Source organism: Xanthomonas sp. 10-10, from assembly GCF_040182365.1.
Lineage (GTDB): Bacteria > Pseudomonadota > Gammaproteobacteria > Xanthomonadales > Xanthomonadaceae > Xanthomonas > Xanthomonas arboricola_F.
On sequence record NZ_CP144460.1, the window covers coordinates 2,676,872 to 2,695,243 of the forward strand.

The window sequence follows — 18,372 nt, forward strand, 5'->3', positions numbered from 1 at the left end:
CCGGCCACGTTACCTGCGCCGCGCGGGCGGGCATTCCGCCACGCATGTGCAGGTATGCCGCCCAGGCGCTAACCGCTGACCACCAGTTGCTGCAACAATCGGGGATTGGGCGTCAGCGTCCATCCCCCGCTGCGCGCACGCAAGTGTCGCCCAGGAACAGACGTACCGACCGCCGGGTATCCGGCGCCTTTCCGACAAGCCGCTGATAACGATGTCCCCAGAATCTGAAACTCGGTCCATGCACAACACCCTGATCCTGTTCGGCGCCACCGGCGACCTCGCCCAGCGCTATCTCTTCCCCTCCCTGCTGCGCCTGTTCGTCGACGGCCTGCTGCCGGAGGACTTCCGTATCCGCGCGCTGGCATTGTCGCCGCACGATACCGAGGCCTTCCGTGAAGTGCTGCGTCCCCGCCTGACCGAAGCGCTGCCGATTGCCACCCCGGAGCAGATCCAGACCCTGCTGCAGCGCGTGGACTACCGCTCGGTGGACCTGCGCAATGCCGAATCGGTGGCCGATGCGGTCCGCGAGCTTGCGTCCCGCCAGATCGTAAGCTACCTGGCGATCCCGCCGGGGCTTTACATCAGCACCTGCCAGGGTCTGGCCCTGGGTGGCGCGCTGGCCGCACCGCACCGGCTGATGCTGGAGAAGCCGATCGGCCACGACTCGGACAGCGCCCGCGAGATCCTGCAGTCGATCGGCGCGCTGATCGACGAAGACCGCGTATTCCGTCTGGACCATTACCTGGGCAAGGCGGCGGTGCAGAACCTGATCGCGCTGCGCTTCGGCAATACGCTGCTCGAGGCGGTCTGGAACCGCACCTATATCGAGTCGGTGCAGATCCTGGTTGCCGAAAGCGAAGGGGTCGACGGGCGCGATGCCTATTACGCCCGCTCCGGCGCGCTGCGCGACATGGTGCAGAGCCATATCCTGCAGCTGCTGTGTCTGGTGGCGATGGAGCCGCCGGCCGCGCTGGATGCCGACCGCATCCGCGACGAAAAGGTCAAGGTGCTGCGTGCGCTGCGTCCGATGACCGCCGAGCATGCTGCCCATGACAGCGTGCGCGGCCGCTACACCGCCGGCACCATCAATGGCCAGCCGGCGCAGGCCTACCACCCGCCGGAAGGCAGCGACGTGGAAACCTTCGTCGCGGTGACCGCGCATATCGACAACTGGCGCTGGGCCGGGGTGCCGTTCCATCTGTGCACCGGCAAGCGCCTGGCCGAGCGTTCCACCCGTATCGTGGTGACGCTCAAGCCGGTGACGCATTGGTTGTTCGAGCGCCCGGACCGGCAGAACGCAGTGCCCAACCGGCTGACCTTCCAGCTGCAACCGCAGGAAAACATCGAGCTCGGCCTGATGAGCAGCCTGGCCGGCCCGGAATGGGGTGCGATCGAGCTGCAGCCGCTGGAACTGGAATTGTCGGTGCCGACCGGCCTGCACCGGCGCATCGCCTACGAGCGCCTGTTCGTGGATGCCTTCAACGGCAACCCGGCGCTGTTCGTACGCGACGACGAGGTCAAGGCAGCCTGGTCCTGGATCGACAGCGTCAGCGACGCCTGGGCCGCGGCGCAATTGCCGCTGCAGCCCTACCCCGCCGGTAGCTGGGGCCCGGACACCGCCGCAGCGTTCCTGCCTCCTGCCACCGACGCACAGGGAAACAACGCATGACCGCTCCTTCCAAGCCGGTGCTGGTTGCCGATATCGGCGGAACCAACGCACGCTTCGCGCTGGCCGATGTCGACGCCTCGGTGCCGCTGCTGGACGACACCTCGCGTGAGTTCGCGGTGGTGGAGTTCGCTTCGCTCGGCGAGGCCGCGCGGTATTACCTCGACCAGATCGGCGTGCAGGCCACCCAGGGCGTGTTCGCCGTCGCCGGCCGCGTCGATGGCGACGAAGCGCGCATCACCAACCATCCGTGGGTGATCTCGCGCACGCGCACCGCCAGCATGCTCGGTTTCAGCACCCTGCACCTGATCAACGATTTTGCCGCGCAGGCCATGGCGATCAGCCTGCTGCGCCCGCAGGACGTGGTGCAGGTGGGCGGCGCCAGCTGGCGCCCGGCGCCGATCGATCAACCGCGCAACTACGGCGTGATCGGCCCCGGCACCGGCCTGGGCGTAGGCGGGCTGATCATCCGCAACGGGCGCTGTTTTCCGCTGGAGACCGAAGGTGGCCACGTCAGCTTTCCTCCCGGTACGCCGGAAGAAATCCGTGTGCTGGAAATCCTCTCCGAGCAGTTCGGCCGGGTGTCCAACGAGCGGCTGATCTGCGGCCCCGGCCTGGTCAACATCCACCGCGCATTGAGCGAGATCGCCGGCATCGACCCGGGCCCGCTGGAGCCCAAGGACATCACCGCACGCGCTGCTGCAGGCGACCCGCGCTCGGCGCGCACCATCGATCTGTTCTGCGCCATCTTCGGCGCGATCGCCGGCGACATGGTGTTGATGCAGGGCGCCTGGGATGGCGTGTTCCTCACCGGCGGGCTGGTGCCCAAGGTGCTGGATTCGCTGCAGCATTCGGGCTTTCGCCAGCGTTTCGAGCACAAGGGCAGGTTCTCCGCGATCATGTCGCGGGTGCCGTCGCTGGCGGTCATGCATCCGCATGCCGGCCTGCTGGGCGCGGCAGCGTATGCGGTGGATGCGCAGCGTCAGCATCCGGGAGAGCAGCGATGAACCTGCAGGACAACCCGCGCATCACACTGGTGCGCTACGAAGACCCGGCCGAATGGACCGAAGCGGTCGCCAGCGAGATGGCCGATCTGCTGGAACAGGAAATCTCGCGCCGCGGGCAGGCCCGCATGTTGCTCTCCGGCGGCACCACGCCGGCGCCAGTCTATGAATCGCTGGCCCATCGCCCGCTGGATTGGTCGCGGGTGGAAGTGGGCCTGGTCGATGAGCGCTGGCTCTCGCCGCAGGATCAGGACAGCAATGCCTGGCTGGTCAACCACAGCTTCCTGACCCATGCGCCGGCTGCGACCTTCATCCCGTTGGTGCGCCCCGGCAAGCAATTGCCCGAGTGCGTGCACACCGCCAACCTGCAGGCCACGCATGCCGAGCCGGCTTGCCTGGCGGTGCTGGGAATGGGCGGCGACGGACACACTGCTTCGTTGTTCCCCGGTTCGACCGATCTGCCCAAGGCGCTGGCCAGCCCACAGCCGTATGCGTCGCTGGACGCGACCGGTTGCCCAGGCGCGAACCAGTGGCCGCTGCGGATCACGCTGACACCTGCCGGGCTCGCCGCTGTCCCTACGCGCCTGCTGCTGTTGCGCGGCAAGCAGAAGCTCGACGTGCTGCAAGCCGCGCTCGCCGGCGAAGACATCGGCGAGTACCCGATTCGCGTTGCGCTCCAGCAGCCCGGTCCGCGTCTGCGGGTGCATTGGTGCTCTTGAATGCGCATCCCTCGCAACAGCCGATTGTTGTGCGAATCCCTCGCAACAGCCCGTACATCCATGTGCGGGAATTCAAACATGCGAGTCCCTCGCAAGAGCCCGCACATCCATGTGCGGGTATCTGAGAAAAGAACAGCGTGATTACCTTCCCCGTTTCTCATAGCCGGTAGCCAATGAGCCTGCATCCGAACATCCAAGCTGTCACCGACCGTATCCGCAAGCGCAGCGCGCCGTCGCGCGCGGCGTATCTGGCCGGTCTCGATGCCGCCCTGCGTGAGGGTCCGTTCCGTAGCCGTCTGAGCTGCGGCAATCTTGCGCACGGCTTTGCGGCCTCCGAGCCGACCGACAAATCGCGCCTGCGCGGTGCGGCCACCCCCAATCTGGGCATCATCACCGCCTACAACGACATGCTGTCGGCGCATCAGCCGTTCGAGCATTACCCGCAACTGATTCGCGATGCCGCGCGTACGCTCGGCGCCACCGCGCAAGTGGCCGGCGGTGTGCCGGCGATGTGCGACGGCGTCACCCAGGGCCGCGCGGGCATGGAGCTGTCGTTGTTCTCGCGCGACAACATCGCCCAGGCTGCAGCGATCGGGCTCAGCCACGACATGTTCGACAGCGTGGTGTACCTGGGCGTGTGCGACAAGATCGTGCCTGGCCTGTTGATCGGCGCGCTGGCGTTCGGCCATCTGCCGGCGATCTTCATGCCGGCCGGCCCGATGACGCCGGGCATCCCGAACAAGCAAAAGGCCGAAGTGCGCGAGCGCTATGCCGCCGGCGAAGCCACGCGCGCGGAGTTGCTGGAGGCCGAGTCGTCGTCGTACCACTCTGCCGGCACCTGCACCTTCTACGGCACTGCCAATTCCAACCAGGTGCTGCTCGAAGCGATGGGCGTGCAGTTGCCCGGCGCCTCGTTCGTCAACCCGGAATTGCCGCTGCGCGATGCGCTGACCCGCGAGGGCACCGCACGGGCCCTGGCGATCTCGGCGCTGGGCAATGACTTCCGCCCGTTCGGCCGCCTGATCGACGAGCGCGCCATCGTCAATGCCGTGGTCGCGCTGATGGCGACCGGCGGCTCGACCAACCACACGATTCACTGGATCGCAGTGGCGCGTGCGGCCGGCATCGTGCTGACCTGGGACGACATGGATCTGATCTCGCAGACCGTGCCGCTGCTGACCCGCATCTACCCCAATGGCGAGGCCGACGTAAACCGCTTCCAGGCCGCAGGCGGCACCGCGTTCGTGTTCCGCGAGCTGATGGACGCCGGCTACATGCACGACGATCTGCCGACCGTGGTCGAAGGCGGCATGCGTGCCTACGTCAACGAGCCACGCCTGCAGGACGGCAAGGTCACCTATGTGCCAGGTACAGCGACGACCGCCGACGACAGCGTGGCGCGACCGGTCGGCGATGCATTCGAATCGCAAGGCGGCCTGCGCCTGCTGCGCGGCAACCTGGGGCGCTCGCTGATCAAGCTGTCGGCGGTCAAGCCGCAGCACCGCAAGATCGAAGCGCCTGCGGTGGTGATCGACACCCCGCAGGTGCTCAACAAGCTGCATGCGGCCGGCGTGTTGCCGCACGATTTCGTGGTGGTGCTGCGTTACCAGGGCCCGCGCGCCAACGGCATGCCCGAGCTGCACTCGATGGCCCCGTTGCTCGGCCTGCTGCAGAACCAGGGCCGCCGCGTGGCGCTGGTTACCGACGGCCGCTTGTCCGGTGCCTCGGGCAAGTTCCCCGCCGCAATCCACATGACGCCGGAAGCCGCGCGTGGCGGCCCGATCGGGCGCGTCCGCGAAGGCGACATGGTGCGCCTGGACGGCGAAGCCGGCACGCTGGAAGTGCTGGTCTCGGCCGAGGAATGGGCATCGCGCGAGGTTGCCCCGAACACCGCCGTGGCCGGCAACGACCTTGGCCGCAACCTGTTTGCGATCAACCGCCAGGTCGTCGGCCCGGCCGACCAGGGCGCCATCTCGATTTCATGCGGCCCGACCCATCCGGACGGTGCGCTGTGGAGCTACGACGCCGAGTACGAACTCGGCGCGGATGCTGCTGCAGCCGCTGCGCCACACGAGTCCAAGGACGCCTGACCCTTTTCCCTCTCAGCGGCCGCCCCGACGGTCGCCGTCTAACGGAGTTGCAATGACGATTGCCCAGACCCAGAACACCGCCGAAAAGCTGCTGCGCGACGCCGGCATCCTGCCGGTGGTCACCGTGGACACGCTGGACCAGGCGCGCCGCGTCGCCGATGCGCTACTCGAAGGCGGCCTGCCCGCGATCGAACTGACCCTGCGCACCCCGATCGCGCTGGAAGCGCTGGCCATGCTCAAGCGCGAGCTGCCCAACATCGTGATCGGCGCCGGCACCGTGCTGAGCGAGCTGCAGCTGCGTCAGTCGGTGGATGCCGGTGCGGACTTCCTGGTCACCCCGGGCACGCCGGCACCGCTGGCGCGGCTGCTGGCCGATGCGCCAATCCCGGCCGTGCCCGGCGCGGCCACCCCGACCGAACTACTGACCCTGATGGGCCTGGGCTTCCGGGTCTGCAAGCTGTTCCCGGCCACCGCCGTGGGTGGTCTGCAAATGCTCAAGGGCCTGGCCGGCCCGTTGTCCGACCTCAAGCTCTGCCCCACCGGCGGCATCAGCGAAGCCAACGCGGCGGAGTTTCTGTCGCAGCCGAACGTGGTCTGCATCGGCGGCTCGTGGATGGTGCCCAAGGACTGGCTGGCACAGGGTCAGTGGGACAAGGTCAAGGAAAGCTCGGCCAAGGCGGCGGCGATCGTGCGGCAGGTGCGTGCGGGCTGATTTCTGAGCGCCGCATCCAGCGAGTTGAAAAGCCGAGCTGCGTTGGAAAGCTGATTTGGTGACAAAACGCTGGTTGGCTGAGGAAAGCCTGGTTGGCCAGCGCTTTCAGGTGATTGAGTAAAAGCGCAGTCTGGTTACGCTTTGAATTTGGCTGAGCAAGCCTGATTCGCTGACGCCTTGATCTTGTGCGTGGGAGCGGCCCGCGGGCGCCGGGGCAGGACACGCCGTGAACCCATCCATGGGGGCTCTTACACGCGCCTTGTCGTGTAAGGTCCTGCCCCGGCGCCCGCGGACCACTCTTCGAATGTTCCTGTGTTGGCGGAACGGAGAGCAGAGATCGCCGCAGGGCATGCTCGACCTAGGCTTTGATCGTTGCCTCGGCTATCGAGGCAAAGGCCTCTTCGCATCCCTCTTGAAGGCGGCGGATTGAGAGAGTAGTAGAAACCGTGTGCTTCTAAGTGGTTGGCGTCAGGGCGGTTTATCTGAGAGCTGCGAAGTCGAAGGCCCAGAAGACGTGCAGCGAACCTGGCGGATGATTGGCATGTACCAAATCGAGCACTGAATCGGCTGTCGTTGTTCGTCGCTCAAAGTCACGGCAACGACTCGCCGGGGCGGCAGCGTGGCCGGGGATTGGCGGAGAGCGGCACATGGACGTGCCGCGGCGGCGAGTCAGACAGGATGTCTGACCGAGCCGAGGAGCCGATCCCCGGACGCGCTGTCGCTCTCACCGAAGCCAGCGAATAACAGCCGGATGATTGGCAGTGCCCGGAGAACCCGTACCCTTTCCCCCAACCCCCGCTCCGCGCCCCGGCCCGCGCTTGCGGCGCGGGCGCTCCAAGACACGCGTGCCCATGGCGCCCACGCTGTGCCTCCTCGCTCCGGCGGGAGAGGGGCGTCAGGCGGCTCATGAGGTTCAAGGCCCGAGCACGACGTGACAGCGGCGCCGTCGGCGCACCGCGACAAACTTCAGCCAGGCTGAATGATCAAGACTCCAGCGCTGCGCTCGCCGGGGACGTGTGCGGCACCCCGCGCGCACGTCGTACCAGCGCTGCTGCGCCGCTGCTCATGTCGTCGAGAATCGCGTAGATCGTCGGCAGAAACAGCAGGCTCACCACCGTGGAAAACGCCAGGCCGCCGGCGATGGCGCGCGCCATCGGGAAGTACGGCGGGCCGTCGCTGAACATCGTGGTGCTGGTCAGCGAGATCGGCACCATCGCCAGGATCGCGGTTCCCATCGTCATCATGATCGGGCGCAAGCGCTCGCGTGAGCCTTCCACCAGCGCCTGCGTGCGGCCCATGCCACGGCGACGCAAATTGTTGATGTGCTCGATCATCACGATGCCGTTGTTCACCACCACGCCCATCAGCACCAGGATGCCGATGAAGGACATGATGCCGAACGAGGTGCCGGTGATCCAGAACAGCCAGAACACGCCAAAGATCGAAAACAGCACGCCGCTCATGATGGCTGCCGGGAACAGCAGCGACTCGAACACCGCCGCCATCACCACGTAGATCATCACCAACGCGATTATCAGATTGAATGCCATCTGGCCCATCGCTTCGCCGTCGTTCTGGTAATCGCCGCCGTCGAAGGTGTAGCTGTAGCCGGCCGGGAAACTCATCGCCTTGAGCGGCTTTTCCATCGCCGCACGTGCTTCCGGCACGGTGACTTTTTCGGCCAGATTGGCCTTGATGGTCAATGTGGTCTGACGATTGGTACGCCCGATCTGGGTGGCGGCCGGGCGAATCTGCACGTCCACCAGGCTCAGCAACGGCACGCTGCGGCCATCTTTTGTGCGCACGGTGAAGCCGGCCAGGTCTTCGGGCTTGCTTTGCTCGGCGCCGGCAAAACGCACCCACACCGGCACTTCATTGTCGCCACGACGGAATTCGCGCAACGGCGTACCGCGCAATGCCAGACCCACGAAACTGGCCACCTGCTCCGCACTGAAGCCGAATGCAGCCGCGCGTTCGCGGTCTACCCGAATCGCCAGCTCGCTGGTGCGGTCGCCGGTATCCACATGCACGTCGCGCAACTCCTTGCGTTGCGCCAGCAGCGGAATGACGTCGTCGGCCAGCGACTTGAGCGCTTCGGTGGAATCGCCAACCAACTGCACCTGCACGCCCTGGTTGCCGCTGCCGCCATCGCCCTGGTTGCCAATGCTGTAGTCGGCGCGCGCAGAGCGCGGCAGTTCCTTGCGAATCTTTTCCAGCAACGGCGGCAGATTCTTCACCTTGCTCGCGTCGAAGGTCACCACCGTATTGCTGCCTTCCACTTCGCTGAACCACGAATAGATCTGCGTGATGTGGTATTTGGCGCGATTGGCTTCGAGATAATTTTCCACACGGCCGATCTCTTCGCCCAACTGCTCACGGGTGTAGGAGCCTTTCCACTGATACTGGATGAAGGCCTCGTTGCCCCCATCGCCGCCGAACATGTCCACATTGGTCAGCTTCATCGGCACCAGGCTGATGGCGCTCACCAGGATGATGCCGGTCACGCTCCAGCCGCGATGGGCCAGCGTCCACGCCAGTACCCGCGCATAGCGGCGTTGCAGTCTGGCGATCACGCCATGGTCGGAAGTCACCATGGGCGGCGTCTTCATGCGCGCGGACAGCATCGGGATCAGGCTGATCGCCACCAGCCACGACGCCAACAGCGACACCGAAATGGTGATCGCGATCTGCGCCATGAAGATGGAGATGTTGTTTGTCTCGCCGAACAGGTTCGGCACGAAGACGATGCAATGGCACAAGGTGCCGGCGCTGAGCGCGATCGCCACGCTGCGGGTGCCGAGCAGCGCCGCCAGTTGCGGCTGCCCGGGCATGCGCTCGCGTTCCTGGTAGATGCTTTCCACCACCACCACCGCGTTGTCCACCAGCATGCCGACCGCCAGCAACAAGCCCATCATGGTCAGGATGTTGAGCGTGACGCCGACGAAATACATGAAGCCCAGCGTGATCGCAAAGCAGATCGGGATCGCCAGCGTCACCATCAGCGTCGATGGCCAGTGGCGCAGGAAGAAGAACAACACCGTGATCGACAACAACAGGCCCACCGCGCCGGCTTCGGCCAGTTCGGCCAGCGACGAGGTCACCGCCTTGCCCTGGTTGTCGATCACCTTGATCTGCACGTCGCGCATCGCAGGCTCGGCGCGAATGTCTTCGACCTCTTTCAGCGCAGCCTTGGACACTTCCACCAGATTGGCACTGCGCTCCTTGTAGACATCCAGGCCGATCGCCGGGCGCCCGTCCAGCCGCCGCCCGTAGTTCATGCGCGTGGGCTTGAGGCGTACCTGCGCAATATCGCCCAGGCGCAAGCCCTTGGCATTGAGTACGAGCTCACGCAGCTCCTGCAGATCGCGCAACTCGCCGATCGGCTGCACGCGGATGCGCTGCCCGTTGTCGTCGATCTGCCCGGCGGACACCGAGAAATTGAGCTTGCCCAGCCGCTCGCTCAGGTCATTGAGGCTGAGATCGTGCGCGGTCAGGCGATCCGGCGCGATGGCGATCTCCACCTCGTTGGGCGGAGCCCCGGAAATTTCGACCTTCGCCACGCCGGGAATGCGTTCGATGCGCCGCTTGAACTCGCGGTCGAGCATGTCGTACGCACCGGTCAGGTCGGTCTGGCTGGCCAGGCGCACCTTGAGCACCGGCTCGTCGCTGCTGGACCACTTGAAGATATGGAAGCGCTGCAGATCGTCCGGAAAATCGTCGCGAATGGCATCCAGCCGCTCGCGGGCATCCGATGCGGCGATGGCGATATCGCGGTCCCAGTCGGAGAACTCGATAAAGATGTTGGCGCCGTCGGCGGTAGCGGTGGAGCGCATGCGCTTGATGCCGGTCATCGTGGCCAAGGCTTCTTCGGCCGGCCGCACCAGGTTGCGCTCCACCTCGTCCGGGGTGGAGCCGGTATACGGCAACTGCACGAACAGGAACGGCGCCGAGATATCCGGCAGCGCCTCCAACGGCAATCGGAAGGCGGCGATCAAGCCCACCACCACCAGCGACACGAAGCACATGATGGTGGTGACCGGACGACGAATGCTGAAAGCCGCAACGCTCATAGCGCCTCCAGCCCGTCGGTGGTCTGGTGTGCCTGCGCCTGCTGCCGCGCCATGCGCCGCCCGCGCTCCAGGTAGTAGGCATCGGCGCGGCGATCCAGCAGGTCGTACACCACCGGGATCACCAGCAGCGTCAGCAGCGTGGACACCAGCAAGCCGCCGATCACGGTGATCGCCATCGGTGCACGCACCTCAGCGCCCTCGCCCATCGCCACCGCCAGCGGCAGGAAGCCGAACAGGGTGCACAGCGTGGTCATGATGATCGGCCGCAAACGCGAACGTGCCCCCTCGATCAGCGCCTCGCGCTTGGGCACGCCCTCTTCGCGCAACTGGTTGACCTTGTCGATCAGGATGATGGCGTTCTTGGTCACCAGGCCCACCAGCAGGATCAAGCCGATGAACACCACCACCGACACCGGCTTGCCGGTCATCAGCAGCGCCAGCACCGCGCCCACCATCGCCAGCGGAATGGTGAACAGGATGACGAACGGATGCAGCAGCGATTCGAACTGCGACGCCATCACCAGATAGACCAGGAAGATCGCCAGCCCGAACGCGAACAGCAGCGACTTCACCGACTGCGCCAGCTCCTCGCCCTGCCCGCCGATATGCATGCCCACACCCGCAGCCAACGGGTCCTTGCGCACCAGCGTCTCCACTTCGCGCACCGCACCGCCCAGGTCGATGTCCTTCAGGCTGGCCGACACGATGGCCACGCGGGTCTGATCGGCGCGATGGATCTCGCTCGGGCCGGTCGTCGCCAGCACCTCGGCCACCGCAGCCAGACGTACCGGCCGGCTGCTGCCCGGATTGACGATCAGCTGGCGAATCGCATCCACGCTCGCACGGTCGCTGTGCTGCGCACGCACCAGCACATCGATCTTGCGATCACGGAAGCTGTAGCGCGTGGCGACATCGCCACGCACCTTCTTGACGATGACATCGGCGATCTGGCGCGTGGTCAGCCCCAGCGCACCGGCGCGCTCCTGATCGAAGCGGATCTGGATTTCCGGAAAGCCCTCTTCCACCGTCGACTTGACGTCGGCGTAGTGTCCATTGGCGCGCAGCATCGCGGCCAGTTTTTGCCCTGCACGCTCCAGCTCGCCCAGATCCTGCCCGCGCAATTCCACTTCCAGCGGCGTGGAGAAGCTGAACAACGCCGGCCGTGCGAAATCCACCTGCGCGCCGGGATGCCCGACCATGCTGCTGCGCAACCGCTGCGTCGCCGCCGCTTCCACTTCCGGGCTCCCGCCGCCAGCCATCACCACGGTGAGCTTGCCGATGTTCTCCCCGCTTTCGGTGGGGTTGGCATCCAACCGCGTACCACTGCCGCTCACGCCATACAACGAGGCGATGCCCGGGTCCTTGTCGTGCGCCAGCTGCAACTCGCGCACCAAGGCATCGGTCTGCGCCAACGGCGTGCCGGATGGCAGCTTCACCGTCATTTCGAAGCGATCCTGCGCCAGCTGCGGGATCAGGTCCGCGCCCAGCATCGGCACCAGCAACACAGTGCCGACAAACGCCGCCGCCGCCAGTCCCAGTACCAGACCGGGCCGCCGCAACGCCGCCGGCAGCATCGCCAGATAGCCGCGTTCGGCACGGCCGTACGGCGCCATCGCCAGGTCGCTGGCCTTGCGCATCACCGGCGACACCACCCGCGCGAGGCCACGCCATAGCTTGACCACTGCCCACGCTGCACCGAAGAACGCATAGCGCACGCTTGCGCCCGCACCGCGCCGACCGGCAGCCACCGGCTTGAGCCAGCGTTGTTCGGGCTTCCAGTCCGGATGGCCTGGCTCATCCGGGAACGCCATCGGCGGAGCGCCCTTGAGCGAACTCAGCATCGGGATCAGCGTCATCGACACCACCAGCGAGATCGCGATCGCGATCGCCACGGTCATCGCCTGGTCGCGGAACAGCTGCCCGGCGATGCCCTCCACGAACACCAGCGGCAGGAACACCGCGATCGTGGTCAAGGTGGACGCCATCACCGCCATGCTGACTTCGCGGGTGCCGGCGATCGCCGCATCCAGCACGCTCAAGCCACGTTCGCGCGCCTTGGCGATGCTTTCCAGCACCACGATCGAATCGTCCACCACCAGGCCGGTGGCCAGCGCCAGCCCACCCAGCGACATCACGTTGAGACTCAGGCCCAACTGGCCCATGAAGAAGAACGTGGTGATGATCGACACCGGCAGCGACAGGCTGATCACGAAGGTGCTCCAGCCATCGCGCAGGAACAGGAAGATGATCACGATCGCCAGCACGCCGCCGATTACCGCATCCTTCTTGACGTCGCTGATCGCGTGCTCGATGAAGTGCGACTGGTCCTCGATGGTGGTGATCTCCACATCGCCGGGCAAGCTCGCCTTCAACTGCTCCAGCCGCTTGCGCAGCGCAGCGGCGGTGGAGACGGTGTTGGCGTCGCCTTCCTTGTAGATCGCCAGCTCCACCGCCTCCTTGCCGCCCAGGCGGATGATCGCCTCGCGCTCCTTGTAGCCCTGCCGCACGTCGGCCACATCCTTCAGCCGCACCGGCATGCCGCCGGCGATGCTGCTGCTGGACGCCGACGAGGTGCTCTGCACTTCGGCCGCCGCAGCTAATGCCGCCTGCGAACCGGTGGACGCGGCAATCGCATACATCTGCTGCATCGCCGCCTGCGCCGCGCTGCCGCTGCTGCTCTGCGTGGTGACCAGCATGTTGCGGATCTCGTCCAGATCCACGAACTGGTTGACCGTTCGCACCAGGTAGCGCTGCGAACCTTCTTCCAGCCGGCCGCCGGAGATGTTGACGTTCTCTTCCTTGAGCCGGGTGATCACGTTGTCGATCGGCAGGTTGAGCTGTGCGAGTTTTTGCTGATCGATATCCACCTGGATCTCGTCTTCCAGGCCACCGCCGACCTTGACCGCCGCCACGCCGGCCACCGGTTCGAGCTTCTTTTTCAGGTCTTCGTCGGCATAGCGGCGCAGGCCGGTGAGCTGACGGATCGCATCGTTGTCGGAGGCCGGCGCCTGTTTGGGCGACAACGCAAGGCGCATGATCGGTTCGGTGGAGGGATTGAAGCGCAGCAGCACCGGCGGCTTGGTTTCCAGCGGCAGCGACAGCGCTTCCATCTTGTCGCGCACTTCCAGGCTGGCCTGGTCCATGTTGGTGCCCCAGGCGAATTCCAGCACCACATCGCTTTGCCCGGTGCGCGAGATCGACTTGAGCTTGCGCAGGTTCTTGACCACGCCAACGGCTTCTTCCACCGGCTCGGTCACCAGCGTTTCGATTTCCGCCGGCGCTGCGCCGGTGTATTCGGTGCGCACGGTCAGCGTGGGATAGCTCAGATCCGGCAGCAGATTGACCTTGAGGCTGCGCAGTGCGATCAGGCCGAACAACAGCATGGTCACGGTGATCATCGCGATGGTCACCCGCCGTCGTGTGGCGAAGACCACCAGCCCGCCACCGCCGGGCAATGGCGCATGCGGGTCATGCACGGGTCCGTGCGGGTTGCCGTGATCGCTCATGAGCGCTTCCCATCACTGCCGGTTGCCGGCGCCGCAGCCGCCACCGGCTTGCGGTCGGGCTGGCCGATGACCTGCACCGCAGTGCCGTCGCGCAGCGCCACCTTGCCGGCGGTCACCACCTGGTCGCCTTCCTTCAGGCCCTGCCGCACTTCCAGCCACGGGCCTTCGGCGTAACCGAGTTTCACCGGCACCCGCGCTGCCTTGCCATTGCGCACCACGAATACCGCCGGCTCACCGTCGTCCAGCAACGCCAGACGCGGGATCACCAGGGCATCCTTGCGCTGGTCGTAATCGATGCGGATGCGCCCGAACATGCCGGGCTGCAGCGACTCGGCGCCCTTGCCGAACGCACACACCACGCGGAACGTCCCGCTCCCCGAATCCACCACCGGCGCAATGCGATCCACCTTGCCCATGAACTGCTGGCCCGGCAGCGCATCGGCCAGCAGGGTCACCGGCTGGCCGGATTTCAATGTCGCCAGTTCGCGTTCGGGCACGTTGAGCGTGGCTTCCAGCTGCGAGTCGTCGACGATGCGAAAGATCGGTGTATTGATCTGCACGAAGTTGCCGGTCTTGATCGAACGCGAGGCGATCACGCCGGAAATCGGCGCCTGCACCGTGGTGTAGGACAGCTCCAGCGATGCCAGGCGATGCTGCGCACGGCTGTTTTCCACATCGAACTTGAGCTGGTCCACATCGGCCGCGCTCACCAGCTGCTGGCCGACCAGTTGCGTCGCACGGCGGTAGCTGTTTTCCAGCTTGCGCAGCTGCGCTTCGCTCTGTGCGACGGCCAGATGCGCGCGGTCCGGGTCCAGTCGCACCAGCGCCTGGCCGGCCGACACCTTCTGGCCTTCTTCCACCATCACCGCCAATGCCACGCCGGACGTCTTGGCCACCACCTGCGCCTCGGCGCGCGGCTCCAGCGCGGCGGTACCCGTATAGCTAGCGGCTACTGCGCGACGTGCTGCCTTGGCGGTTTCCACCGGCACCGCGTCCACGGCCTTTTTTTCTTCTGCGGCCTTGGCCTCTCCATCGCCGGTCTTGCAGCCGCCCAACAGCAGGCTGGTGGAGATCAATACTGCGGCGCAGATTCCGCTGCGGCCGGGCAAGAAGAAGAGTGGCGACATCGTCGTGTCCTAGTGGATGCGTGAACAGGTGTTGTAGGCAAGTAGACCACCCGAACATGCATGTCGCCAATGCGCCAAAGGTCATGGTCTGTTCAACTTCGCGTATTCACCCCGTTTGCGCCACGCCAAATCGCAGGCATACTCGGTCCGGTTCCGTCACGCCCCCACGTGCGGACGCTCAATCAGTCTTCCGGATACGAAACCATGCGCCCGCAGCCGCTCGCCGCTTGTCTCGCTCTGGTCGTCTTCCTGCCGTTTGGGGGCGCATCAGCGACACCGTCAGTCACGCCAGCAGTCCCGGCCACGCCGGCGCCTGCCGCCGCACCTGCTGCCTCCGCGCCCGCAGCCCCGACCGGCAATCCCTCCAATGGCCGTCTGCTGGCGTATACCTGCCAGGGCTGCCACGGCGTGACCGGCTACAAGAACGCCTATCCCAGTTACCGCGTGCCCAAGATCGGCGGCCAGTCCAGTCAGTATCTGACCCAGGCATTGACCGAGTACCGCCAGGGCAAGCGCAAACACCCGACCATGCAGGCGCAGGCGCAGAGTTTCTCCGAGCAGGACATCGCCGACATCTCCGCCTTCCTGTCCACCCTCAAGTAAGCGCCCACATGCCGAACGCCCTGCACGCTCCGCGTCTAGCCATCGTCCTGGTCGCTGCCCTGATGATGGCGGCCTGTTCCCAATCCCAGGTCGAATCCACCGATCACTCCGCCGGCGATGCCGGCCATGCCAGCGGCGAACACGGCTCTGGCTCCTCTGCCGGCCTGCCCACCGGTCGCGCCGACGCCGGCGACAAACTCGCGCATGCCAAGGGCAAGGCTACCGGCCAGAGCTGCGTGGATTGCCATGGTGCCGATGGCAATGCACCGATCGACCCCAGCTATCCCAAGCTCGGCGGCCAGTACGGCGACTATCTTGCGCATGCGCTGCAGGCCTATCGCAGCGGCGATCGCCAGCACCCGCTGATGACTGCGCAGGCCACCGCATTGAGCGATCAGGACATCGCTGACCTCGCCGCCTACTTCGGCGCTCGGCCGACGCAGCTGCGCGATCTGCATGGCGTCAAGTAAGTGGCAGGCAGCGCTGCCGAGCGCACGCGCCGTCTCAACCGGAATGAAAAAGCGCTTGCGCGAACATTAACAGGTCGCTATCATTTCGTTCTCAGTTTCGTGGGGCCATAGCTCAGCTGGGAGAGCGCCTGCATGGCATGCAGGAGGTCGGCGGTTCGATCCCGCCTGGCTCCACCACTTCAGACATTAGGCCGTCTGAAATGACAACTCAGGTTTTGATCTGCGTCCCCATCGTCTAGAGGCCTAGGACACCACCCTTTCACGGTGGACACCGGGGTTCGAATCCCCGTGGGGACGCCAATCATCCAAAAACCCCGGCTTTGCCGGGGTTTTTTCTTTGCATGATGCCTGGCCGGCACGCACATGGGTCGCCCCCCCCCCTGCCCGGTGTCGCGCAAAGCCTCATGATTGCGACACCTCGCATCACGACCAACACAGCGATACGCCTGGATGCATTCGTAAAAAGACAGGCAAGTTCGCGGGTTGCACTGACGAAGAAGTCATGCAGTTGGCACACACTTTTGCCGTGAAGCGCGGCGGGTGGCCGAAGTCGCGCCCGGCCATCGCACCTGTTGAATGCAGCCCGCACCGGCAAGGACGCGCTGCATGATGTGCAGCACGCCTTGCCACGAATACCCACGCCCGGCGAATCGCAACCCTGGCGCGCAGGGCGTTTCGCCAAAGTGCCGGCGCGGTCGCATGCACTCGTATACGCCCATTGCGGTGCTCGAACGCGCAAGGAGTGCTCGCCGTCTCTCCTCATCCAGGCGCAGACACCTCAGAAGCCGCGTCAGCGAGGCTCACCCCGTACGAAAAAAGTTGCGACATCGCTTTGCAAACGACGATGAGTTCGCTATGATTGCCGGCTCGCAGCAACGCGGGGCCATAGCTCAGCTGGGAGAGCGCCTGCATGGCATGCAGGAGGTCGGCGGTTCGATCCCGCCTGGCTCCACCACTTCAGACATTAGGCCGTCTGGAATGGACAACGAGTTTTGATACGCGTCCCCATCGTCTAGAGGCCTAGGACACCACCCTTTCACGGTGGACACCGGGGTTCGAATCCCCGTGGGGACGCCAATCATCCAAAAACCCCGGCTTTGCCGGGGTTTTTTTATGCATTGCTGTTCACAGCATACGCAAGACAGCGTTCGGCTGAAGCGGGTTATTCAACCCCTGCAAGTGCGGCTGGGTGCGTGCATGCGACACGCGCATGCTCATCACCATCCAGCACGCTCAGGCCTGCCCGTCGTCCAACGCCTTGCGACCCTCGTGGGTCAGATCGATATCTCCGTCCTCGGCTTGCGTGGCATAGCCCGCACGTACCGCCCAGTTGCCCTCCTCGTCGGATACCGGCTTGGTGTCGTGGATGTCGCGAAGAATGCGCAACTGCTGCGAAGAATCGAAATCCATTAGGGCCATCCGCTTGAAAGAGACCTCCACGGTACGCACCGGGCGTGATGACTGCGTGCCTGCAACGCCATCCGGTACCGCAGCTGCGCGCAGCGAAAACTTGGTTCGGTGAGGCATGACGACTGCCACCAGACGATGGATCGATATCGACGACAGACAACGCAACGACGCCTGCGCAATGGGGCAGCGTTGATGCCGCCCGCTACGGACGGACGCTTCACCAGTACTCGTCGCGCACTTCGCGACCGGGTGAAAGCGCTCGCCTGCACGGCAAGCCGGCATACAGCAAAAAGCCCCTCCGGATTGCGCCGGAAGGGCTTTGCTATTACTGCAACATCTTGGTGCCGAAGGTGGGACTCGAACCCACACGCTTTTAAGGGCGGCGGATTTTGAGTCCGCTGCGTCTACCGATTCCGCCACTTCGGCGTGGCCGCGCAGTATAGCGGCTTGCGAATGAAACGAACAGTGTCAGGACGCTCCTGACGAATTCAGGTGCAAGCGGCATCGGCAGCGCCGTGACCGACCAGCCCCGATATACTGGCCGACTTGGTGAAGGAGTAAGCAATGTCGGTGTTGCGTGGAGTTCGGGTACTCGTGGTCGAAAACGATGACATGAATGCCATGCTGCTCGAGTTGCAGCTTGTCCACGCCGGTGCGGCTGTGGTCGGTCCTGTCGGCGAGGTGCAGGACGCGCTGCAGTTGATTCAGGACGATGCGCCGGATATCGCCGTGCTGGACTATCGCCTGGGCAATGGCCAGACCAGCGAGCCGGTTGCCCGCCTGCTGTCAGAGCGCGGCATTCCCTTTGTACTGGCAACCGGCGTTGCCAGCGGCAGCATTCCCAGCGGCTTCGAACGCGGCGTCATTCTGACCAAGCCCTATCTGTCCGAAGAACTTGTCGGTGCGCTGTCGCGTGCGCGGCAGCTGAGCGGCGCCAGCAGCTAACCGTCCCTGGTTGCCTGGTCGCCCTCTGACCGGGTGTCGGCTGCAGTTGC

Annotated in this window: 12 protein-coding genes and 5 tRNA genes; 12 read left to right on the forward strand and 5 right to left on the reverse strand. The window is 65.3% G+C overall.

All coding sequences use genetic code 11. The annotated features are described in order from the left end of the window. Nucleotides 1-238 precede the first annotated feature (238 nt). The 5 genes from zwf (at nt 239) to VZ068_RS11300 (ending at nt 6,191) form a co-directional block, all read left to right on the forward strand. Complete coding sequence (zwf, locus tag VZ068_RS11280) at nt 239-1,669, forward strand: glucose-6-phosphate dehydrogenase (protein WP_349655373.1); 1,431 nt, start codon at nt 239-241, stop codon at nt 1,667-1,669. Then, nucleotides 1,666-2,673, forward strand: a complete 1,008-nt coding sequence (glk, locus tag VZ068_RS11285) for a glucokinase (protein ID WP_046964087.1) — start codon at nt 1,666-1,668, stop codon at nt 2,671-2,673. Before zwf ends, glk begins: the two co-directional genes overlap by 4 nt. After that, nucleotides 2,670-3,389 carry a 6-phosphogluconolactonase gene (gene pgl / locus VZ068_RS11290; RefSeq protein ID WP_259149250.1) on the forward strand — a complete coding sequence of 240 codons (720 nt, stop codon included), beginning with the start codon at nt 2,670-2,672 and terminating at the stop codon, nt 3,387-3,389. The genes glk and pgl overlap by 4 nt, the downstream gene beginning before the upstream one ends. Before the next feature lie 173 nt (nt 3,390-3,562). After that, a complete protein-coding gene (gene edd, locus VZ068_RS11295; RefSeq protein WP_259149249.1) occupies nt 3,563-5,479 on the forward strand; it encodes a phosphogluconate dehydratase in 1,917 nt (638 codons plus the stop codon). A 52-nt stretch (nt 5,480-5,531) separates the two neighbouring features. Then, nucleotides 5,532-6,191, forward strand: a complete 660-nt coding sequence (locus VZ068_RS11300; protein WP_259149247.1) for a bifunctional 4-hydroxy-2-oxoglutarate aldolase/2-dehydro-3-deoxy-phosphogluconate aldolase — start codon at nt 5,532-5,534, stop codon at nt 6,189-6,191. 983 nt (nt 6,192-7,174) lie between these two features. Here the strand turns inward: VZ068_RS11300 and VZ068_RS11305 are convergent. Genes VZ068_RS11305 through VZ068_RS11315 form a run of 3 tightly spaced genes read right to left on the reverse strand, consistent with a single transcriptional unit; the run spans nt 7,175 to nt 14,894 of the window. Then, nucleotides 7,175-10,261, reverse strand: a complete 3,087-nt coding sequence (locus VZ068_RS11305) for an efflux RND transporter permease subunit (protein WP_349655374.1) — start codon at nt 10,259-10,261, stop codon at nt 7,175-7,177. Next, entirely contained in the window at nt 10,258-13,767 is a 3,510-nt protein-coding gene (locus VZ068_RS11310) for an efflux RND transporter permease subunit (RefSeq protein WP_349655375.1), read from the reverse strand. Before VZ068_RS11310 ends, VZ068_RS11305 begins: the two co-directional genes overlap by 4 nt. Continuing rightward, nucleotides 13,764-14,894: an efflux RND transporter periplasmic adaptor subunit gene (locus VZ068_RS11315; protein ID WP_349655376.1), complete on the reverse strand. Its 1,131-nt coding sequence runs from the start codon at nt 14,892-14,894 to the stop codon at nt 13,764-13,766. The genes VZ068_RS11310 and VZ068_RS11315 overlap by 4 nt, the downstream gene beginning before the upstream one ends. Nucleotides 14,895-15,098: 204 nt before the next feature. Here VZ068_RS11315 and VZ068_RS11320 point away from each other — a divergent pair, with 204 nt between their 5' ends. The 6 genes from VZ068_RS11320 (at nt 15,099) to VZ068_RS11345 (ending at nt 17,044) form a co-directional block, all read left to right on the forward strand. Beyond that, nucleotides 15,099-15,497 (forward strand): cytochrome c, encoded by a 399-nt coding sequence (locus VZ068_RS11320; RefSeq protein WP_259167835.1) that lies wholly within the window; start codon nt 15,099-15,101, stop codon nt 15,495-15,497. A gap of 8 nt (nt 15,498-15,505) precedes the next feature. After that, the gene (locus tag VZ068_RS11325) at nt 15,506-15,967 is read left to right on the forward strand and encodes a cytochrome c (RefSeq protein WP_005995424.1); all 462 of its coding nucleotides are present in this window, start codon (nt 15,506-15,508) and stop codon (nt 15,965-15,967) included. Nucleotides 15,968-16,068: 101 nt separating this feature from the next. Next, a tRNA-Ala gene (locus VZ068_RS11330) sits at nt 16,069-16,144 on the forward strand. A 47-nt stretch (nt 16,145-16,191) separates the two neighbouring features. Then, nucleotides 16,192-16,267 (forward strand) — tRNA-Glu (locus VZ068_RS11335). A 579-nt stretch (nt 16,268-16,846) separates the two neighbouring features. Beyond that, nucleotides 16,847-16,922, forward strand: a tRNA-Ala gene (locus tag VZ068_RS11340). Nucleotides 16,923-16,968: 46 nt separating this feature from the next. After that, nucleotides 16,969-17,044: transfer RNA gene (locus VZ068_RS11345), tRNA-Glu, on the forward strand. A gap of 156 nt (nt 17,045-17,200) precedes the next feature. Here the strand turns inward: VZ068_RS11345 and VZ068_RS11350 are convergent. Continuing rightward, nucleotides 17,201-17,377 (reverse strand): hypothetical protein, encoded by a 177-nt coding sequence (locus tag VZ068_RS11350; protein ID WP_259167834.1) that lies wholly within the window; start codon nt 17,375-17,377, stop codon nt 17,201-17,203. A 339-nt stretch (nt 17,378-17,716) separates the two neighbouring features. Continuing rightward, nucleotides 17,717-17,803: transfer RNA gene (locus VZ068_RS11355), tRNA-Leu, on the reverse strand. A gap of 138 nt (nt 17,804-17,941) precedes the next feature. Between VZ068_RS11355 and VZ068_RS11360 the strand changes: the two genes are divergently transcribed. Next, nucleotides 17,942-18,322 carry a response regulator gene (locus VZ068_RS11360; RefSeq protein ID WP_046964096.1) on the forward strand — a complete coding sequence of 127 codons (381 nt, stop codon included), beginning with the start codon at nt 17,942-17,944 and terminating at the stop codon, nt 18,320-18,322. Nucleotides 18,323-18,372: the final 50 nt, after the last annotated feature.

Excerpts from the sequence above, each read along its gene's own strand:
- VZ068_RS11305 (WP_349655374.1), bottom strand. The coding sequence starts at position 10,261 with ATGAGCGTTGCGGCTTTCAGCATTCGTCGTCCGGTCACCACCATCATG.
- glk (WP_046964087.1), top strand. The coding sequence starts at position 1,666 with ATGACCGCTCCTTCCAAGCCGGTGCTGGTTGCCGATATCGGCGGAACC.
- VZ068_RS11315 (WP_349655376.1), bottom strand. The coding sequence starts at position 14,894 with ATGTCGCCACTCTTCTTCTTGCCCGGCCGCAGCGGAATCTGCGCCGCA.
- VZ068_RS11320 (WP_259167835.1), top strand. The coding sequence starts at position 15,099 with ATGCGCCCGCAGCCGCTCGCCGCTTGTCTCGCTCTGGTCGTCTTCCTG.
- zwf (WP_349655373.1), top strand. The coding sequence starts at position 239 with ATGCACAACACCCTGATCCTGTTCGGCGCCACCGGCGACCTCGCCCAG.
- VZ068_RS11350 (WP_259167834.1), bottom strand. The coding sequence starts at position 17,377 with ATGGATTTCGATTCTTCGCAGCAGTTGCGCATTCTTCGCGACATCCAC.
- pgl (WP_259149250.1), top strand. The coding sequence starts at position 2,670 with ATGAACCTGCAGGACAACCCGCGCATCACACTGGTGCGCTACGAAGAC.
- VZ068_RS11310 (WP_349655375.1), bottom strand. The coding sequence starts at position 13,767 with ATGAGCGATCACGGCAACCCGCACGGACCCGTGCATGACCCGCATGCG.
- edd (WP_259149249.1), top strand. The coding sequence starts at position 3,563 with ATGAGCCTGCATCCGAACATCCAAGCTGTCACCGACCGTATCCGCAAG.
- VZ068_RS11325 (WP_005995424.1), top strand. The coding sequence starts at position 15,506 with ATGCCGAACGCCCTGCACGCTCCGCGTCTAGCCATCGTCCTGGTCGCT.
- VZ068_RS11360 (WP_046964096.1), top strand. The coding sequence starts at position 17,942 with ATGTCGGTGTTGCGTGGAGTTCGGGTACTCGTGGTCGAAAACGATGAC.
- VZ068_RS11300 (WP_259149247.1), top strand. The coding sequence starts at position 5,532 with ATGACGATTGCCCAGACCCAGAACACCGCCGAAAAGCTGCTGCGCGAC.